Source organism: Neptuniibacter pectenicola (assembly GCF_001597735.1).
Taxonomy (GTDB): Bacteria; Pseudomonadota; Gammaproteobacteria; order Pseudomonadales; family Balneatricaceae; genus Neptuniibacter; species Neptuniibacter pectenicola.
In genome coordinates, this window is sequence record NZ_LUTS01000004.1 from 1 (window position 1) to 17,920 (window position 17,920).

Genomic DNA, 17,920 nt, shown 5'->3' on the forward strand with positions numbered 1-17,920 from the left:
GCCGATGGTAGTGTGGGGTTTCCCCATGTGAGAGTAGGTCATCGCCAAGCATTTATTTAGAGAAACCCCGGTTACTATGTAGCCGGGGTTTTTTGCGTCTGGTGCTTTATTAATGACTGAGTGTTAGATCGGCCATCCTGAAACCCACATTGCTTTGTGATTAAAGACTGTTTTTCGTCAGGGTAGGCGTTTATAGTTGATCTCTTTTATGGTGAAGGGTGAACTGTTTGTTCAGTTTTGACGATACCTTTACAACGATAAATTTTACTTTACGGTAGACGGTTTTAATTTTATGTCTAAAGAATATATCTACTTTCTTACAGCGCTTTTGCTATGTGTGTGTGTGGTTCTGTTGATCTATATCCAGCGGAAATTTAAGCAGATGAAAGCGGTTAAGCGTGAGGAGGAGCTGCAGAAAAAGCGGGTAGCTGAGCGCTACAAGGAGCAACGGGCATACCTTATTGAGAGTATAGGGGTGATTGCTAAAGCGTATGGGAGCGATGAGCGTTTGAGCTGTACTGAAGCATGTATGCGTCTATCGACCTTATTATCTGCATTGTCTCCTACATTATTAGATAAGCCTGAGCTTTCTGTGATTCGTGAAGTGCATCGTAAAACTGAACATATACCGGTTAAGGATAAATGGAAAGCACTCTCAAAGCAGGAGCGCTGGGGCTTTAGTAAGGAGATGGCTAAGGTTGAGTCCGAGCATGAAACTGATGTGATAGCCGCTGCTACATATTTGACGACCTATGACTTCGATTTAATTGTGCACTAGTTGTATGGAGTTTATTTTAGTTTTTGCGATTAGCTTATTTGTTTTGTTAGGTGTGGCGTTAGCTTTGGCGTTTGGCCAGGCACCTACATACCGGCCGAGCAGAGAAAGCGTATTAGCATTGCTTGTCGATGTAATGGAAAAGAAGTCATCGGTAGAGCGTTGGGAGATGTTTTTATCCTTACCGATTAATCATGACCCAGAGTTAGAACAGATTCGACAGCAATGTTTAGTTTTAGCGAGTGGTTGGGAGGGTGAGTTGAAAGAGGGAATCAATGGTGCCTTGTTAAATAAGGCGACAATGGAAGAGCTTAGGGTTATTAGTGCTCGTTTACATCACCTTATTAAAGCCGCACCGACCTCAAGGCTCTTCTGAGAGGTCGCAGGGATCTTGTCCAATTATACGTTTGATTTGCCATAATGCTTTCCAGATATTTCTGTAGTTCTCTTCAAGCAGACTCCCATGTAAATTATGACTAGCCGCTTCCAGTTCTGGCATTTGGTAGAGTCCAGAGAGCCCTAAAAGTTGATGGCAGTGGTGCCGCATTAATTTACTATCCGTGTTGATAAAACCAGACATTAATCCCGATAACTGTTTGGCTAATTCGTCTGTTAAGTCGTCATGTTGTAGCGCGTATTTTTCTAATTCTATGGGGGCTTGTTGGCTTGCGGGCAAGGCGGGGACCGCATGATCGGAGAGAAAGCGTTCTATCGTGTGGCACAGTTCATGGTCATTTATGGGTTTGAGCAAGACATGGTTAACGCCAACATTGATCAGCTTCTGATGTTCACTGGTGATAACATTTGCGGTGAGCGCAATAATGGGTATTTTTCTATCCAGCAGGCGTATTTGTCGGGTTGCTTCTATCCCATCCATGATCGGCATGTGTACATCCATTAAGATTAAATCAGGGTGGTGCAGCAGGGTTTGTTGTAGGGCTGCCTCGCCTGTTACGGCTTCAATCACATTGACGTCGGCTTGCTCAAGAATTTTACGGACGAGTAAACGGTTAAAGTCATTATCTTCAGCGACCAATATGGTGCTTTTCTTTTTGACGGATAAGCATTGTCCCTTATCTTGCTGCGGCAGCTTGTAGGATGCAGGCGAAAGCGCATTAAGTAGTAGTTGAGTTCTCGCTGGTTTTCTCAGTTGTATTACATTATCTCCTACCGATAGGGGGAGGGGGTGTCCGCTCAGTAATATCAGGGTTCCATTGAAGGTGGTCAATAATGTTTGAATGTTATTGAGGCTGTTGATGGATACCTCTTTTGTATTTAATCCCCAGATAATGGAGTGACTCTCTTTCAAATCTTGTCGCTTGAGGAGTTCTTCTTCGCTCGTTACTTCGGTGACCTGCGCATTAAATTGCTTAAGTTGTTGTTTTAGACCGGCTCGAACTAATGGGTTTTGGTCAAACAGAACAACGTTGTCCATTTGCTGGGATGACGTGTATTTTTGACGTGGACTTACCGTGAACGGAATATTTAAGCGTACACGGGTTCCTTGCCCTTCCTGGCTTGTTAGAGTGATTTTTCCTGCCATGAGTTCAGTTAAGCGTTTGGCGATGACTAAGCCTAAGCCCGAGCCCCCAAAGCGCCGTGTTATGGATGTGTCGGCTTGGCTAAACGCTTGGAATAGGCCGTTTATACTCTCTTTTGGAATCCCTTCGCCTGTATCTTCAACGGTTATTTCTAGTTCCGTTTTAATGGCTTTGTGGCTTTTTACTTCGACATGTATGCAGACATATCCTGTGTTTGTGAATTTAACAGCATTACTCACTAAGTTGGATATGATTTGTTTAAGCCTGACGGGGTCGCCAATTACATATTGTGGTGTGTTAGAGGCGAGGTTGGTAATGAGTTCGAGTCCTTTTTCGTGAGCGACAGCGGTTTGCATCTCGAGTACATCGAGTATGCAGGCTTCAAAATCAAAAGGGATCTCTTCCAGTATAACGGCATTAGACTCGAGTTTTGAGTAGTCGAGTATGTCATCGATGATGGATAGCAGTAGACCCGATGTTAAATTAATAATTCGGGTATATTCTTTTTGTTCTAATTTGAGCTCGGTTTGGTCGAGTAGGCGAGCGAAGCCTGAAACCGATGTAAGCGGCGTTCTTAACTCGTGGCTCATGCGTGCTAAAAACTCATCCTTGGCGAGGTTTGCACTATCGGCCCGTTTACGTGCTTTATCTAAGGCTTGGTTCTGTTTTTCAAGATGCACGAGTGTTGATCGGAGCCTTTTTGTGGCTTTATCGACTCTGCTTTCTAAGGTTTGGTTGGATTCTTGTACTCTCTGGGCAAGCCGGTTTATGCCTTGGGCTAAAGAGCGAAGTTCTCCTGTACTGGACAAGCTTGCCCGTGTTTCTAAGTGACCGTGTTGTAGCATTTCAATAACATGTGTCAGGCCGAGAATAGGGTTGGTTATGCGCTGGCCAAAACGTGAGGCTATGAATACGGTAACGAGTAAGCCGATGAAGGCGAGGATAATCCCTTTGATTAGGATCTCGAACTGTCGTGCTTGTGTAGGCTTTTCAGACAGTACGATAACAACCCAGCCGATAAATTCTGGCTCTTGCTCTTCAATAAGAAAGTCGGGGGTATCGGTTATATCAACGCCAGTGGCGACGACAGGGTGGAGAAAATAGACCTGATTATTTTTGCGTAGAGGATAGCCCGCATTTTTATTTAGGGGCTCACCTTCCGTATTGCCTCTAACTAAGGTTTCAAATGTAGGGGTAAGGAAAACAATATCGTCGACCTCATTGGTTTTGGTCGATGATCTTATTAACCCCTGCAATATTTCAGTATTACCAACCAGTAAACCAAACTCGGCTGAGGTAGCCATCATTTGAGCCATTGTTTGGCCCTTTTCAATTAAGGCGCTCTGCGCGTCATCGAGTCGAGTGTTGATGAAGTAGCCGCCGAGTAACAAGGTAATCATTGTTAAAGGCAATAAGGTGATGATGAGGACTCGTTGCCTGATGCCAAATGAATAACGTCTCATTTTTCAAGCTCGATCAGTTGTTTTGTGAGCGTTTCCTCTGAGGGAATATTCAAGTGTAATGAATGAGCGGCGGTTGGATTGGTGGATACATGGAAATATTGTGGATAAGTCGGTTTGGGTAATGGCGCGGTGTTTGTGTACTGGTTAGCGAGTTCTGCTGTTTGTCGGCCTAAGTCGGAGGGTGAAGAATACACCGCCGCTAAAGCACCCGCTTCAACGTATTTTTTAGAAAAGCCTATCAATGGGATACGCTGCTTAAATGATATATATAAGATCCATTTAGCGGTTGTTCGGTTAAAAACTGATTTATCGGGCAGGGATAAAAAGATATCTGCGCTTTTTATTAAGGGTTGTAGCTTATGAATGGGGTTATCTGTTTCTTGCAGGGTTTCATATTTTAATTCTAGGTTGTGACCCTGCGCGGCGCTTCGTAACAGGTTAAGGTCATTGGCCGAATGAGGGCCTAAAGCTGTTGCAACAGACTTTGCTTGCGGTGCTATCAGCTTGGCTAATGCTAGCTGTCGCGAGTAGGGTTGGTCTAGGTAGATGGCTGTGACCGCACCGTTTGCTACGCGTGGGTGGTTTTTGTGTTTGAGTAGCAGTGCATTGTAGGTCTGCCTAGGGATGAAACTGATAATTAAGTGCTTGCCTTCAGGCACGGTCTGAAATAGGGCATCCCCCGCACTTGCACCTAAAGCGATTACTTGCTGATATTTGCTATAGTCATAGTTCTGACGTTTAAGTTCGGATAGGGTTAATATCTTAGAAGGTGTTGTGAGCTTAGATGCCAGTGTATCGGCGACTTCTTGATAGCTTGGGAGTTGGCGACTGAGCACAATGAGATGATCAGCCCTTGATTCAGGTACGGCGAAAACACAAGACAAAACAAAGCCAATCAATAGGGTTAGCCATTGATGAAGGGTGGGCTTTTGCTGATATCTATGGTTCATCTACAATCCATTGTAGTTATAAAAAGATAATTAAAACTCTAGTTGGAACTCAATATAGGCTCTTCGATCAAAAATATTGTATTCATAAAAATCTTCATAGGGATCATCAAAAATGTTTTGTACGATCAACCGTGCATTTAATGATGTATTTTTCAATTTAAATGAATCACTTATAATTAAGTCGGTTCGGCGATATTGTTCTCTATAACTCCCCTCTAGCCAATTTACATTAGACATATAATATTGGGCAGCACTAATTGATAATGTGTTAGTTGCTTGCCACGCCGTAAGCAAGGCTGCGGTATGCATCGGGGTTCTATCATCTAATGAGTCTATGCCCCTACCATCACCGCGGTCACGCTGGCCTTTTGTGTTGATATAACTGTAGTTCGTTAAGATTGAAAAATCAGGGTGGGGCTGAAATTTAAATTGGAACTCGGCCCCGAGGTTTTTCCATTCAGCTGAGTTTGTTAAAACGCGATAGCCGTCATCAACATCATCGACCCCGGATACATTTAGGTAATAGCTGTTAAAGGCGTTATCAATTTTCTCAGTGAATACACGTATATCTATAAAGCTGCCCGTCTCTTTCCATTGTTGAAAGTAACCGAGCTCATATGAGGTGAGCTCTTCGGGTTCTAAATAAGGGTTAGGTAGACTAATAAGGTCATAGTAACCACCACTATCATTAAGGAAGGCCGATCGGCTATTTTTCTCTAACAATGAGGGGGTTCTATAGGCCTTGGTGGCGGAGGCCCGTAGGGTGGAATTTGGGGTCAGTGCATAGTTTACAGCAATGCGTGGTGAGAATACCGATGCCGCAATACTGGTAGATTCGAACATGCCACCAATGTTTAAGGCGAGTCTTTGTGCAGGTTTCCACTGCATGTTGCCAAATAAACGCCATTTATCTTCTGTAACGGTGCCTTGGTTTAAGAGCAGGGTATCACTTTCTGCTGACTCGCTTCTGTAACCTACGCCCCAAATTGTCGAGAGGGTTGAGTTTGGCTTGAAACGGTGTTCTAGCTCTAAATCATAAAGGTTCATCGTCCCATGCTCAGAACCTAACGGCTGTATAGGCGCTAAGCCAAGTCCCGCTGCAATAGCATCAGCATTAGGGTAAAGGTTAGAGGGAATCAGTTGGTTGAAAATTAATGCATCACCCGCTGATGCGAACTCTTCGTTTAAGTCTAAATAGTTGTGTGTAAAGCTAAGCCTTAACTCATTTTTGTCATCTAAAATTCGGTTCCAGCGAAGGTGCTGGAAGTTCGAACTATGTTTGCGTGGCGAGAAGTTATTATCGATATTGTCGCCTTGGCCTAAATAAATAAAACCACTGCTAAAACCCATATTAAAATCGATGGTGTCTGAAAAAGAGGGCGTATAAGTACCTGATAGGTTTACGACACGGTTGAGAAAGCCATCGTCGTAAATGTGGTAGCCATCATTTTCTTCGAAATGTGTTGAGAGTCTATAGGCAACGGAGTCGGATGTTTCGCTGTGCGAAAAATGATATTTCTGTGTATTGAGGGCGCCTTGGGTCGTGCTGAGTTGATTGTTTTGGTCGGCAATGGGGCTTTTCGTTACTATATTGATGGCGCCTAAAAATGCATTAGACCCATAAGCTGGCGCGTTAGAGCCGCGAACAACCTCGATATAGTCTATGTCTTGTATGGTTATACCTATCGTTTCCCACGCAACGGTAGATAACAGTGGTAGGTAAACCGAGTGGCCATTGATCATGACTTCCATACGGCCGGGGTGATCATCGGACATGCCGTGATAGGTTGCTGCAGAGCGATTAGCGACTACGTTGTAACTCTGCATTCCTGGCACCATGCGTAGTACGTCAGTAATCTGCATAGCGCCCATTGCGCGTATATCTTTTTGCGAGAGGATAGTAATAGAAGCGGGCGCTTCCGTTAATTTTTGTGTCTGTCTTGTTGCAGAAAACACCTGTGGGATATCAATGAAAATATCCTCTTCGGTAAAGCCGGGAAATGGGCTCTCTTCAGCCGCGACCACAATGGATGATGACATGATAAAAAGAGGCAGTAACGCGCTGTATCGAGCCTTTCTTACTATCCAGTCTTGATTCATTTTTTGCTTTTCCAATTCGCTTAAGCGGATTTATGGGGCCAGTGGTTTGGTTGTGTGCCCATCTTTTTTTATTGTTTTTATATTTTACGACCGATGTAAATAATGATGATGCCCATGATGATCGCCTCAAGGATAAAACCATTGTTTTCTAGTATCCAGGTCATAATAGTTATGCTTTGTGAACAAACGAGTTACCTATAATAACGAATTCTTACCCCTAATTGTATATGGGTTTGTTTGATTAGCCGAATGGAGCGTTAGGAGCTGTAAATGAAGTGAATAATTGGCTGTTTTAACGCCGAAGGTTAATAGAGAGATCGCTAGGATCGATGTATATTGTAGATATAGTGAGTAGTCAATCATTTGGAGTGTTTTATGTGGTCGTTACAGGGGCGGCAAGTTGTTCATCAGTCGGGGCTCGTGGTCGAGGTCACGGAGGGTAGTTTTAGCAACCCGATGGATCTGGCGATAAAAGGGGGTAATGGGTTTGCCGCGAGAGAGTTGGCGCTATTGATTCGGGAAGGGATCGATTTTGCTACGCGGCGTGAAGAAGATAGACGTTGTGTGCGACCCCAAACACCTAAGCGGCCTATATTGAAATTGAAAAGAGACTCGTAGTTAGTAAGCAGTAAACTACATTATTACTTAAAAGGATTTATAGAGCTCAAAGTTATTCTCGGGCATGCTCTTGATTGTGAGTTATATCGATCACTGCTTCCGTAGCCATTCGTATCTGCTTCACTGTGCACTGAACTCTGTGGGAACTCTTCCTGCAAGTGCATCACCCCAGCAATATGTTTGACCGTGATATGAAGGTCACCCTTCCAAACGCAAAAGTTGTATAAGCGAATAGAGTCAGGTTTATAAGGATAAAGTTGGTTGGACAGATACAAAAAAGCCCCGTTGTAAAACGAGACTTCTTAGTAATGGTACCAGCGGCCGGAACTGGTACTAAACATGCTCAGAGGCCTTCTGAGGCGCTCGATGCCACTAAATCAATAGGTTAGGTCTATTAAAGTCTGACACTCAGCTCTGTCACCAGAGGCTGAAAATGAGTATTCCATTCACCTATAAAGACTCGCATGGAACATACTATGTACGGTATGTTATTCCATCTCGTATACGTAGACAGCTGCCGGGGTTACGGCGGGATTTACGTAAATCACTCAGGACAAAAGATCGACACCAGGCCCGCCTGATAAGTCGCAGGTTTATTGTCGAGATCGATCGTCTTATAGGAGAGTTTGAATTGCAGGGGTTCCGGGACAAAGCATATTACATGGCTTTAATCACAACCATTGATCCGTTTGGGAATGAGATAAAAATTGAAGGCAAGGATCTTCAGGAAGAAACGCAGGCTTACATCGAGCTACAAGCGGCTTGGGCTAATATGAGCCAGAGTCACAAAGATGCGGTTCAGAATGCTGATTACTTTCGTGCCTACCCAGAGTGCCAGAGGGGAGCTCAGTCCATCGACGATATGATTGATGTTTTCTTTAGGGATAAGAAGGGGAAATTGAAAGAGAACTCTCTGACAGAGCTATTTGGTTCATTGGAATTATTTCGCAAATTTGTTGGTAACAGACCGATTAGGTCGTTAACTAAAGACGATATGCGCGATTATCGTGAAAGTGTGCCGAAGGTACCTTCGCGTTACTATCAAAACAAAGGCCTGGCACAAATGACATTCGAGGAACTGGTCGATAAAACTGAGAAAGATGGCCTTCCAAAGCTCAGTGCTCGCACTGTCGGGAAAAAGATAGAGGCTGTGCGTCAGCTCCTTACATGGGCCTATGAATCTGCAGATTTCTTGGCTGAAGACCTTTCTGGCCCCCTTAAGTGGAAGTATGTTGATACTACTCAAAATGCTGAGTCAGGTACCTACATAGCATTTACTGACCAGCATCTCGAGAATCTTATAGGAAGCTACCTTTACAAGGGTGAAATTCCGAAAAGGCTGCATCAGATGTCAGCGTTTAAGTTTTGGCTGCCATTGATTGGTATGTATTCAGGAGCTCGTTTAGAAGAAATATGTCAGTTGTATCTTCAAGATATAGTAGTAAAAGATGGCCTATATATGATCCGTATATCCCCTGACGACGATGAAGGTGTAGGCAAAGAAGTTAATATCAAAAATAAAGCTTCGCACCGTAATATTCCGGTTCATAGCGATCTCATCAGAATTGGCTTTCTCGATTATGTTAATGAGTTGCGAGCTGATGGTGAGATCCGCCTGTTTCCTGATCTCAATAAGGACAATCCGAAAAAGCGCTTTGGATACTCTGTGTCAAAGTGGTTCGGAGATACGATGCGTAAAACTATTGAGTATGAGAAGAGTTGTGGCTACGGTATTCATAGCTTCCGGAAGCTGTTTGTTCAACGGCTTCAGAACGTTACTGATGTCCCCCGAGAAGTGCGGATGGCCTTAGTTGGGCACTCGGTTGGCAAAGGTGATTCACATGAGATCTACGAAGGTGAATACAGCGCAGAAGTTTTGAAGCGCAATATTGAAATGCTTACTTATGATGAGCTTGATATGAGTTCGGTCAGTTGGCAGGATTTTAAGTCGCGAGTAGATGATTGGTGTAATCGTAGACGCAAATAGTTTTTGTTAAAATGCGAATGTTAATTGTGCTTGTATTCTTGACTCAGTGGAGGTTTATACGGATGATAATAACCAATAGTTCCTAATCTAGATTATTATTATGTTTAAACAACTCAACAGACCTCTCGTGTACATTCGTGTTTCTTCAAAAGAGCAGGAAGGTAATACTTCTATCGAGTCTCAGACTTCACGAATTGATGAGTTCGCGAGTGTTCATCAATTGCAGATTGAACCCGATGATCGCTACATCGAAATTGCATCAGGTATTCGTCAGAATCAGCTTACAAGGGTTGGAGAGCTTCGACAGGTAGTTAAGCGTGCTATTGAGGAGAAGCGACCAATAATCGTTACTCACATAGATCGCTTGACTAGATCTATTGATGTTGTGAATGAGATTTTTGATGCCGGTATCACAATTATTGAAGCGAAATGTAATGATACTATCAATCGGGAGCGGGCAATTTCTTACCTGAATGGAACCGTTATTGAGCGCGAGAAGAAGACGGAGAACCAGCAGATAGCGTATGACCGGAAGCGTGCGGCAGGTGAGCCAATGGGAAACCCTGATATAGATAGTGTTCAAAAGCTTGGAGCCGCTTCTGTAAGGAGCAAAGCCGATCTGTTCATGCAAGAGATGATACCGCTAATTCAGCCCCTGTTGGATCAGGGTATGAACCCCAATCGCATTGCTGCTGAACTTAACAACCAGGACGTACCCACACTTCGCGGAGCCCCATGGAGCCGTAATGCAGTTGTTAACATCATCAAACGTCACGAGAAGGCGCTGCAGGATAGTCAGCCGGATAAGTATACTCATGATTTGGATTCAGCTGATTACGCAGATCATCCTGAATATGGATTGTTCTCGTAACTCTTCTAGTTCAACTAGTTTGAGGTAGCAATACATCATCCCATCCGGCTTAAGAGATCGAATCAGAGCAGACATCGAGTCTGCAGGCTCGCTTCTAGGAATATGTAAAAGAGAGGCGCACGCCCAAGCAGCATCAAACTCTCCCTGCCGCTTTATCTCATTGAAACGCATAACATTTGCGGCTTGAGTAAGCGCCTCTGAGGCAAGCTTACAGAGCGTTTCAGACGCATCAAATGCAGTGACTTTATAGCCTTTGTTTCTAAAGAAAAGAGCATCACGCCCTGACCCACATCCGGCATCCATTTTGGCGATTCTTCTGCACAACTAACAGACAACACCATCTGTCATAGTCTTAGATGAGATGAAAGAGGTAAGACCCGGGTGAGCCCTGTCTGCATGGAGGTTACAGAGCAACCCTTATAGTAATGAATCGAGGAATAAGTTGATAAAAGGTTGTCGAAAGTTGTCGGGTTTTTGCGTTTTTATCAACATTCCCCTAAGAGCCAAGTATAAAAAATTACCCAGATCAGGGTTGTTTTCTTCTGGCTGATGTCAGCCATGATTTTACCCTTATATTTACTAAGTATGTGGTCTGAACCCTCATGGTTAAAGGGAAGATAGGTGGCCAGCCCGTACGTTTAGCTGTTTTAGGCGCCCTTTTAGCAAACTTAAAACAACTTCACATCAACTGCGTAGACAGAAGTTGGTGACTGAGCAGAGTAGATAAAGGTATAGTTTGATCCTGATTTAAGTCTTCATTTGAGCATAGTGGAACGATAACGGCGCTATGTTTTTCACCAGTATAGGAAGCTCGTTAACAAGGATTGGCATGTCATTATCGCTTTATCAACTCGAAAGCTATCTATATAAACGGATTTCCACAAGCAGGGCTGTTGCGTGTTTAGCTTTAAAGCCGCTTTGGCAACGCAGGGTAACGGATTGTAACTGGACAGATAACAGGAAAAAAGTATGACAAGCTCACAACAACGCGCTGCCCTGCAACGTCAGATTTGGGCCATTGCCAACGATGTACGCGGTGCGGTAGACGGCTGGGATTTTAAACAATACGTTCTGGGTACTCTGTTTTATCGTTTTATCAGCGAAAACTTTGCCGCTTACATTGAGGGCGGCGACGACAGCGTCAACTATGCCGAATTGCCCGATAGCGTGATCACGCCCGACATCAAAGACGACGCCATTAAAACCAAGGGCTACTTTATCTACCCCAGCCAGCTGTTCGCCAACGTGGCGAAAGATGCCAACAACAATGAAAGCCTGAATACCGATCTGGCGGCCATCTTTGCGGCTATCGAGGCTTCGGCCAGTGGTTACCCTTCCGAGCAGGATATTAAAGGCCTATTTGCCGATTTCGATACTACCAGTAACCGCCTGGGCAATACCGTAATAGATAAAAACAAACGCTTAGCTGATGTACTCAAAGGCGTGGCCGGGCTAGAGTTCGGTGACTTTGAGGGCAGCCATATCGACCTGTTTGGCGATGCCTACGAATTCCTTATCTCCAACTATGCTGCCAATGCCGGTAAATCCGGTGGTGAGTTCTTCACCCCGCAGCATGTGTCTAAACTCATTGCGCAACTGGCCATGCATAAGCAAGCCAGCGTCAATAAAATTTATGACCCGGCGGCGGGTTCTGGCTCGCTGTTGCTGCAAGCCAAAAAACACTTCGACGCCCACGTCATTGAAGAAGGTTTCTTCGGCCAGGAGATTAACCACACCACCTACAACCTCGCTCGTATGAACATGTTTTTGCATAACATCAACTACGACAAATTCAATATGCAGCTGGGTAATACCTTAACAGGCCCGCACTTTCTGGATGACAAGCCTTTTGATGCCATCGTCTCTAACCCGCCGTATTCGGTGAAATGGATAGGCAGTGACGACCCAACCCTGATTAACGATGATCGTTTTGCCCCCGCCGGCGTGCTCGCGCCTAAATCCAAAGCCGACTTTGCCTTTGTGCTGCATGCGCTCAGTTATCTTTCCAGCAAAGGCCGCGCCGCCATTGTCTGCTTCCCCGGTATTTTTTACCGAGGCGGTACTGAGCAGAAAATCAGAAAATATCTGGTGGATAATAACTACGTGGAAACGGTGATTTCGCTCGCACCCAACCTGTTTTTTGGCACCACCATCGCCGTTAATATTCTTGTGCTCTCTAAACACAAAACCGATACCACTACCCAGTTTATTGATGCCAACGGTGAGGCCTACTTCAAAAAAGAAACCAACACCAACGTACTCACCGATAAACACATTGAAGACATCATGAAGGTGTTTGATAGTAAAAAGAACGTTGAACACTTTGCTCTTTCCGTGCCCTATGAGCAGATTGCCGCCAACGATTACAACCTGTCAGTCAGCAGCTATGTAGAAGCTAAAGACACCCGCGAAGTGGTGGATATCAAACAGCTGAATGCCGAACTGGAAACCACCGTCGCAAGGATTACCCAGCTGCGCAACGACATCGATGCGATTGTGGCGGAAATTGAGGGTGAGGAGCCCCGCGACCAGCTACTGAGTTTTGACGAAGGGGAAGTGGAATGGAAGACGTTGGGAGAGTTATCTGAGAACCTCGACTCAAAAAGAAAGCCAATCAAGAGTGGCTTGAGGGAAGCAGGAGACATTCCTTATTACGGAGCTTCAGGAGTCGTTGATTACGTTAAAGACTACATTTTCGATGGAAACTTTTTACTCGTTTCTGAAGATGGTGCTAATCTATTGGCGAGAAATACACCGATAGCGTTCAGTATCAGTGGCAAAACTTGGGTTAATAATCATGCTCATGTGCTTAAATTCGATACCTATGCGGAGAGAAAGTACGTTGAGTACTACCTGAATAGTATTGATTTGACGCCCTATATTTCCGGTGCGGCACAACCGAAACTGAACAAGAAAAACTTGGAGAGCATCCGCATTCCAAACCCGTCACTTATCGAGAAAGAAGGAATCGTCGAAATTCTCGATAAATTCGACGCTCTGACCAATTCCATCAGCGAAGGCTTACCCCGCGAAATCGAGCTGCGCCAGAAGCAATACGAGTATTACCGAGATTTGCTGTTGAGCTCCCCTAAACCGGATGCAGAGGTGGTGGCCTGATATGAGCATGACGCTAACGGATATAGCTAAGCAGTTGAGTGAGCCAGTAACCGTCACTAAGAGGGTTAAAGCGAAAGGAAAGAAAGGCAAGGTTCAAGTGAAAGAAACAAAGCCTCTCCCTAAAGTGCAGCTCATTTATGCATTTAATGGATCAGGTAAAACCCGCCTTTCGCGTGAGTTTAAACAGTTAGTTGCGCCGAAAAACGCTTATGAAAAAGATGGTGGCGAGGCAGAAAAAACGGAGCTGTCGCGTAACAAAATACTCTATTACAACGCCTTCACCGAAGATCTCTTTTACTGGGATAACGATTTAGAGGCTGACTCAGAGCCTAAGCTAAAAATACAGCCAAATACGTTTACAGGCTGGCTAATTGAGCTGCTCCAGGAATTGGGTGAAGACGGCAATATCGTTACGAACTTTCAGAGATATACAGGCAGCAAAGCCACTCCGACCTTTAATGAAATGTATAAGCACAAGACTAAATACTTCAGTGAGAAAGAAGTGGAAATCACTATCCCTGCTTTTTCTGAAGTTACCTTCCAAGTAGCGGCTAACCAACCTATTGAATCTGATAACCCAAATGTAACAACCGGCGACGATAATGGAATTGTTCAAGGGCAATACGAAAGAATAAAAATCTCTAAGGGTGAGGAAAGTAATTTTGTTTGGAGTGTTATATACACTCTTTTAGAACAGGTAATATCTACGCTTAATGAGTCTGATAAAACAAACAGAATAACTGATAAGTTTGATGGCCTAGAATACGTGTTTATTGATGACCCGGTGAGCTCTCTGGATGATAGTCATCTAATTGAGTTGGCGGTCGATCTGGCTGGATTGGTCAAGTCGAGCAAATCTGATCTTAAATTCGTCATCACAACTCATAGCCCACTATTTTACAACGTGCTGTTCAATGAGCTGAGCAACAAAGCTTATGAACAGCAGGCTGATGGAACATACAAGCTTTCTTACAACGCGAATAAGGAATTTAAGAAGCACCGGTTAGAAAAGCAGGCGGATGGTAGTTTTGAACTGTTAGAGCAGCGAACAGATTCGCCTTTCTCTTATCACTTGTTTCTGCTATCCGAACTTCAGAAAGCCATTCAGAACGGGCAGGTTAGGAAATATCACTTCAGTTTTGTTAGGAATGTTTTGGAGAAAATGGCAACTTTCCTTGGTTATAACCACTGGCCTGCTCTGCTACCGAAAACAGCTGAAGATAAGCCCGATCCATTTGCCAATAGAATTATAAATCTATCCAGTCACTCTGCTCATGCTGGAGAGGAGGTCGCAGATGTTGAAGATGAGGACAAAGAAAAGCTGAATGAGTTAGTGAACCATCTGATCGACACATATGGTTTCAACAAGCAGGGTGCACTATGACCAAGTACAAAACCATCGCCGAATCGAACAACTTCATCGTTCTGGATAAATACAAAAAAGAGTGGAAAGTGGCCGAGAGCTACCAGAGCGAAGATGCGCTGGAGCGCGAGCTGATTCAGGATTTGGTGAATCAAGGCTATGAATACCTGCCTGCGCTAAATAACCCCGAGGCGATGCTGGTCAATGTACGGGCTCAACTGCAACATCTCAACAACGTCGAGTTCTTAGAGGGTGAGTGGAAGCGCTTCGTAGAGACCTATCTAGACAAGCCCAGCGATACTATCGTCGATAAAACACGCAAGATTCACGACGACTATATCCATGATTTTGTTTTTGACGATGGCCGCATCAAGAATATCTACCTGGTGGATAAAAAGAACATTGCCCGCAACAAAGTGCAGGTGATCAAACAATTTGAGCAAACCGGCAGCCATGCCAATCGCTACGATGTAACCATTCTGGTGAATGGTTTGCCCTTGGTGCAGATCGAACTGAAAAAGCGTGGCGTTGCCATTCGCGAAGCCTTTAATCAGGTGCATCGCTACAGCAAAGAGAGCTTCAACAGCGAGCATTCGCTATATAAGTACTTACAGCTGTTTGTGATTTCTAACGGTACGGATAGCCGCTATTTCGCTAATACTACCCAGCGCAATAAGAACAGCTTCGACTTCACCATGAACTGGGCAAAGGCCGATAACAGTCTGATTAAAGACTTAAAAGACTTTGCCGCCACCTTCTTCCAGAAGAATACCTTGCTGAATGTACTACTGCACTATTCGGTGTTTGATGTCAGCGATACCTCGCTGGTGATGCGCCCCTATCAGATAGCGGCCACGGAGCGCATTTTGTGGAAGGTGAAAAGCGCGTTTGAGGCCAAGAATTGGAGTAACCCCGAAAGCGGCGGTTTTATCTGGCATACCACAGGGTCGGGCAAGACCTTAACTAGCTTTAAAGCGGCACGCCTGGCGACGGAGTTGGAGTTTGTCGACAAGGTGTTCTTTGTGGTCGATCGTAAAGATCTAGACTATCAGACCATGAAGGAATACCAACGCTTCTCCCCCGATAGCGTGAACGGTTCGGACAGTACGGCAGGCCTCAAACGCAATCTGGATAAAGACGATAATAAAATTGTTGTTACCACCATTCAGAAGCTCAACAACCTAATGAAGAGTGAAGGCGACCTGTCTATCTACAGTAAGCAGGTCGTGTTTATCTTTGACGAATGCCACCGCAGCCAGTTTGGTGAGGCGCAGAAAAACCTGAAGAGGAAGTTCAAACGCTTTTACCAGTTTGGTTTTACCGGTACGCCCATCTTCCCGCAGAATGCCTTGGGTGCGGAAACAACCGCCAGCGTGTTTGGTAGGGAATTGCATTCTTATGTCATCACCGACGCCATCCGTGATGAAAAGGTGCTCAAGTTCAAGGTGGACTACAACGATGTGCGTCCGCAATTCAAGGCAGTTGAAACCGAGCTGGATGAGAAAAAGCTCAATGCTACGGAAAACAAGCAAGCACTGTTACACCCTGAGCGTATCGGGGAAATATCTCAGTACATTCTGCATAATTTCCGTCAGAAGACGCACCGATTACAAGCTAATGCTAAGGGCTTTAACGCCATGTTCGCGGTCAGTAGTGTGGATGCCGCCAAGCTGTATTATGAGTCTCTGAACAAGTTGCAGGCCGGCAGTGATAAGCCGCTGAAGATTGCGACCATTTTCTCTTTTGCCGCCAATGAAGAGCAGGATGCGGTGGGTGATATTCTGGATGAAAGCTTTGATGTCTCTGCTATGAACTCAAGCGCCAAGGAGTTTTTAGACGCGGCTATCACTGACTATAATGCTTTCTTTAAGACCAACTTCAGCGTGGACAGCAACGGCTTCCAGAACTACTATCGCGACTTGGCCAAGCGGGTAAAGTCCAAGGATATTGATCTGTTAATCGTAGTGGGTATGTTCCTTACCGGCTTTGATGCGCCAACTCTGAACACCTTGTTTGTAGACAAAAACCTGCGTTACCACGGTTTGATGCAGGCTTATTCGCGCACTAATCGCATTTACGACGCCACTAAGACCTTTGGCAACATCGTCACCTTCCGTGATCTGGAGAAGGCTACAGTGGATGCCATCACCCTGTTTGGTGATAAAAACACCAAGAACGTGGTGCTTGAGAAGAGCTACAAGGAATACATGGAAGGCTTTACCGATGTCGTTACGGGTGAGGCGCGTCGTGGCTTTATGGATGTGGTAAGTGAGCTGGAACAGCGCTTTCCTGATCCTTCGGCTGTTGAAAAAGAGTCAGATAAAAAAGCCTTTGCAAAACTCTTTGGCGAATATCTGCGTGTAGAGAACGTGCTACAAAACTATGATGAGTTTGCCAGCCTTAAAGCCTTGCAAAGCGTGGATATTAGCGACCCAGAGGCGCTGGAAGTATTCAAAGCCGAACACTATCTGGATGATGAAAAACTGGCAGACCTGCAAACCATACGCTTGCCCGCTGAGCGCAAGATTCAGGATTACCGTTCATCCTACAATGACATCCGCGACTGGCAGCGTCGCCAAAAATCTGCTGAAGAAAAAGAGCAGTCCACCATCGACTGGGATGACGTGGTATTCGAAGTCGACCTTCTTAAATCACAAGAGATCAATCTTGATTACATTCTAGAGCTGATCTTTGAGCACAACAAAAAGAACAAGAGCAAGGCTGATCTGGTGGATGAAGTCCGTCGCGTAATTCGTGCAAGTCTTGGGAACCGTGCTAAAGAAAGTCTGGTGGTCGACTTTATCAATCAAACTGACCTTGATCAGATTGGAGATAAGGCCAGTGTCATCGAGGTCTTTTTTGCCTTTGCACAAACTGAGCAGCAGCGCGAGGCGGAAGAGCTGATCAATGCAGAGAACCTCAATGCGGAAGAAGCCCGTCGCTACATCACTACTTCGCTCAAGCGTGAGTATGCCAGTGACGCAGGCACAGAACTGAACGCCCTGCTGCCTAAGATGAGCCCTTTAAACCCGCAATACCTTACCAAGAAGCATAGCGTGTTCCAGAAGATCGCAGCGTTTGTTGAGAAATTCAAAGGAGTGGGCGGAAGCGTTAAGCAGCAGTAAGTCACTGAAT

Annotated in this window: 12 protein-coding genes and 1 pseudogene; 9 read left to right on the top strand and 4 right to left on the bottom strand. The window is 44.9% G+C overall.

What is annotated here, in order from left to right; translation table 11 throughout:
* The first annotated feature begins 292 nt into the window (after nucleotides 1-292).
* A complete protein-coding gene (locus A3773_RS06330; protein ID WP_067984229.1) occupies nucleotides 293-778 on the top strand; it encodes a DUF2489 domain-containing protein in 486 nt (161 codons plus the stop codon).
* 4 nt (nucleotides 779-782) lie between these two features.
* The gene (locus A3773_RS06335) at nucleotides 783-1,151 is read left to right on the top strand and encodes a hypothetical protein (protein ID WP_067984230.1); all 369 of its coding nucleotides are present in this window, start codon (nucleotides 783-785) and stop codon (nucleotides 1,149-1,151) included.
* On the opposite strand, the gene A3773_RS06340 is transcribed toward A3773_RS06335, so the two are convergent.
* Genes A3773_RS06340 through A3773_RS06350 form a run of 3 tightly spaced genes read right to left on the bottom strand, consistent with a single transcriptional unit; the run spans nucleotide 1,137 to nucleotide 6,829 of the window.
* A complete protein-coding gene (locus A3773_RS06340) occupies nucleotides 1,137-3,779 on the bottom strand; it encodes an ATP-binding protein (protein ID WP_067984232.1) in 2,643 nt (880 codons plus the stop codon). The genes A3773_RS06335 and A3773_RS06340 overlap by 15 nt on opposite strands.
* A complete protein-coding gene (locus A3773_RS06345; protein ID WP_067984235.1) occupies nucleotides 3,776-4,729 on the bottom strand; it encodes an ABC transporter substrate-binding protein in 954 nt (317 codons plus the stop codon). The genes A3773_RS06340 and A3773_RS06345 overlap by 4 nt, the downstream gene beginning before the upstream one ends.
* A 30-nt stretch (nucleotides 4,730-4,759) precedes the next feature.
* The gene (locus A3773_RS06350; protein WP_082800560.1) at nucleotides 4,760-6,829 is read right to left on the bottom strand and encodes a TonB-dependent receptor plug domain-containing protein; all 2,070 of its coding nucleotides are present in this window, start codon (nucleotides 6,827-6,829) and stop codon (nucleotides 4,760-4,762) included.
* Between the two features lie 375 nt (nucleotides 6,830-7,204).
* Between A3773_RS06350 and A3773_RS06355 the strand changes: the two genes are divergently transcribed.
* The 4 genes and pseudogenes from A3773_RS06355 to A3773_RS06365 all read left to right on the top strand — a co-directional run bounded on the left by A3773_RS06355 (nucleotide 7,205) and on the right by A3773_RS06365 (nucleotide 10,305).
* Complete coding sequence (locus tag A3773_RS06355) at nucleotides 7,205-7,447, top strand: hypothetical protein (RefSeq protein WP_067984238.1); 243 nt, start codon at nucleotides 7,205-7,207, stop codon at nucleotides 7,445-7,447.
* Between the two features lie 433 nt (nucleotides 7,448-7,880).
* Nucleotides 7,881-8,054 (top strand): annotated as a pseudogene (locus tag A3773_RS19020) (DUF6538 domain-containing protein); the annotation flags it as partial.
* Between the two features lie 54 nt (nucleotides 8,055-8,108).
* Nucleotides 8,109-9,434, top strand: a complete 1,326-nt coding sequence (locus A3773_RS06360) for a site-specific integrase (RefSeq protein WP_156473455.1) — start codon at nucleotides 8,109-8,111, stop codon at nucleotides 9,432-9,434.
* Between the two features lie 100 nt (nucleotides 9,435-9,534).
* Nucleotides 9,535-10,305 carry a recombinase family protein gene (locus A3773_RS06365; protein ID WP_067984242.1) on the top strand — a complete coding sequence of 257 codons (771 nt, stop codon included), beginning with the start codon at nucleotides 9,535-9,537 and terminating at the stop codon, nucleotides 10,303-10,305.
* Here the strand turns inward: A3773_RS06365 and A3773_RS17535 are convergent.
* A complete protein-coding gene (locus A3773_RS17535; protein WP_075109500.1) occupies nucleotides 10,261-10,608 on the bottom strand; it encodes a class I SAM-dependent methyltransferase in 348 nt (115 codons plus the stop codon). The genes A3773_RS06365 and A3773_RS17535 overlap by 45 nt on opposite strands.
* 666 nt (nucleotides 10,609-11,274) lie before the next feature.
* Between A3773_RS17535 and A3773_RS06370 the strand changes: the two genes are divergently transcribed.
* From A3773_RS06370 to A3773_RS06380, 3 genes are read left to right on the top strand one after another with little or no spacing between them, the layout of a single operon-like run.
* Nucleotides 11,275-13,422: a type I restriction-modification system subunit M gene (locus tag A3773_RS06370; protein WP_075109501.1), complete on the top strand. Its 2,148-nt coding sequence runs from the start codon at nucleotides 11,275-11,277 to the stop codon at nucleotides 13,420-13,422.
* Nucleotide 13,423: 1 nt separating this feature from the next.
* Nucleotides 13,424-14,806, top strand: a complete 1,383-nt coding sequence (locus A3773_RS06375; RefSeq protein ID WP_197462730.1) for an anticodon nuclease — start codon at nucleotides 13,424-13,426, stop codon at nucleotides 14,804-14,806.
* Nucleotides 14,803-17,910, top strand: coding sequence for an HsdR family type I site-specific deoxyribonuclease (locus tag A3773_RS06380; protein WP_067984244.1), 3,108 nt, complete (start codon nucleotides 14,803-14,805; stop codon nucleotides 17,908-17,910). The genes A3773_RS06375 and A3773_RS06380 overlap by 4 nt, the downstream gene beginning before the upstream one ends.
* Nucleotides 17,911-17,920 lie beyond the last annotated feature (10 nt).

Bases quoted from the DNA above. Each gene is read 5' to 3' on its own strand.
- A3773_RS06330 (WP_067984229.1), top strand. From the start codon at position 293: ATGTCTAAAGAATATATCTACTTTCTTACAGCGCTTTTGCTATGTGTG.
- A3773_RS06335 (WP_067984230.1), top strand. From the start codon at position 783: ATGGAGTTTATTTTAGTTTTTGCGATTAGCTTATTTGTTTTGTTAGGT.
- A3773_RS06340 (WP_067984232.1), bottom strand. From the start codon at position 3,779: ATGAGACGTTATTCATTTGGCATCAGGCAACGAGTCCTCATCATCACC.
- A3773_RS06345 (WP_067984235.1), bottom strand. From the start codon at position 4,729: ATGAACCATAGATATCAGCAAAAGCCCACCCTTCATCAATGGCTAACC.
- A3773_RS06350 (WP_082800560.1), bottom strand. From the start codon at position 6,829: ATGAATCAAGACTGGATAGTAAGAAAGGCTCGATACAGCGCGTTACTG.
- A3773_RS06355 (WP_067984238.1), top strand. From the start codon at position 7,205: ATGTGGTCGTTACAGGGGCGGCAAGTTGTTCATCAGTCGGGGCTCGTG.
- A3773_RS06360 (WP_156473455.1), top strand. From the start codon at position 8,109: ATGGCTTTAATCACAACCATTGATCCGTTTGGGAATGAGATAAAAATT.
- A3773_RS06365 (WP_067984242.1), top strand. From the start codon at position 9,535: ATGTTTAAACAACTCAACAGACCTCTCGTGTACATTCGTGTTTCTTCA.
- A3773_RS17535 (WP_075109500.1), bottom strand. From the start codon at position 10,608: ATGGATGCCGGATGTGGGTCAGGGCGTGATGCTCTTTTCTTTAGAAAC.
- A3773_RS06370 (WP_075109501.1), top strand. From the start codon at position 11,275: ATGACAAGCTCACAACAACGCGCTGCCCTGCAACGTCAGATTTGGGCC.
- A3773_RS06375 (WP_197462730.1), top strand. From the start codon at position 13,424: ATGAGCATGACGCTAACGGATATAGCTAAGCAGTTGAGTGAGCCAGTA.
- A3773_RS06380 (WP_067984244.1), top strand. From the start codon at position 14,803: ATGACCAAGTACAAAACCATCGCCGAATCGAACAACTTCATCGTTCTG.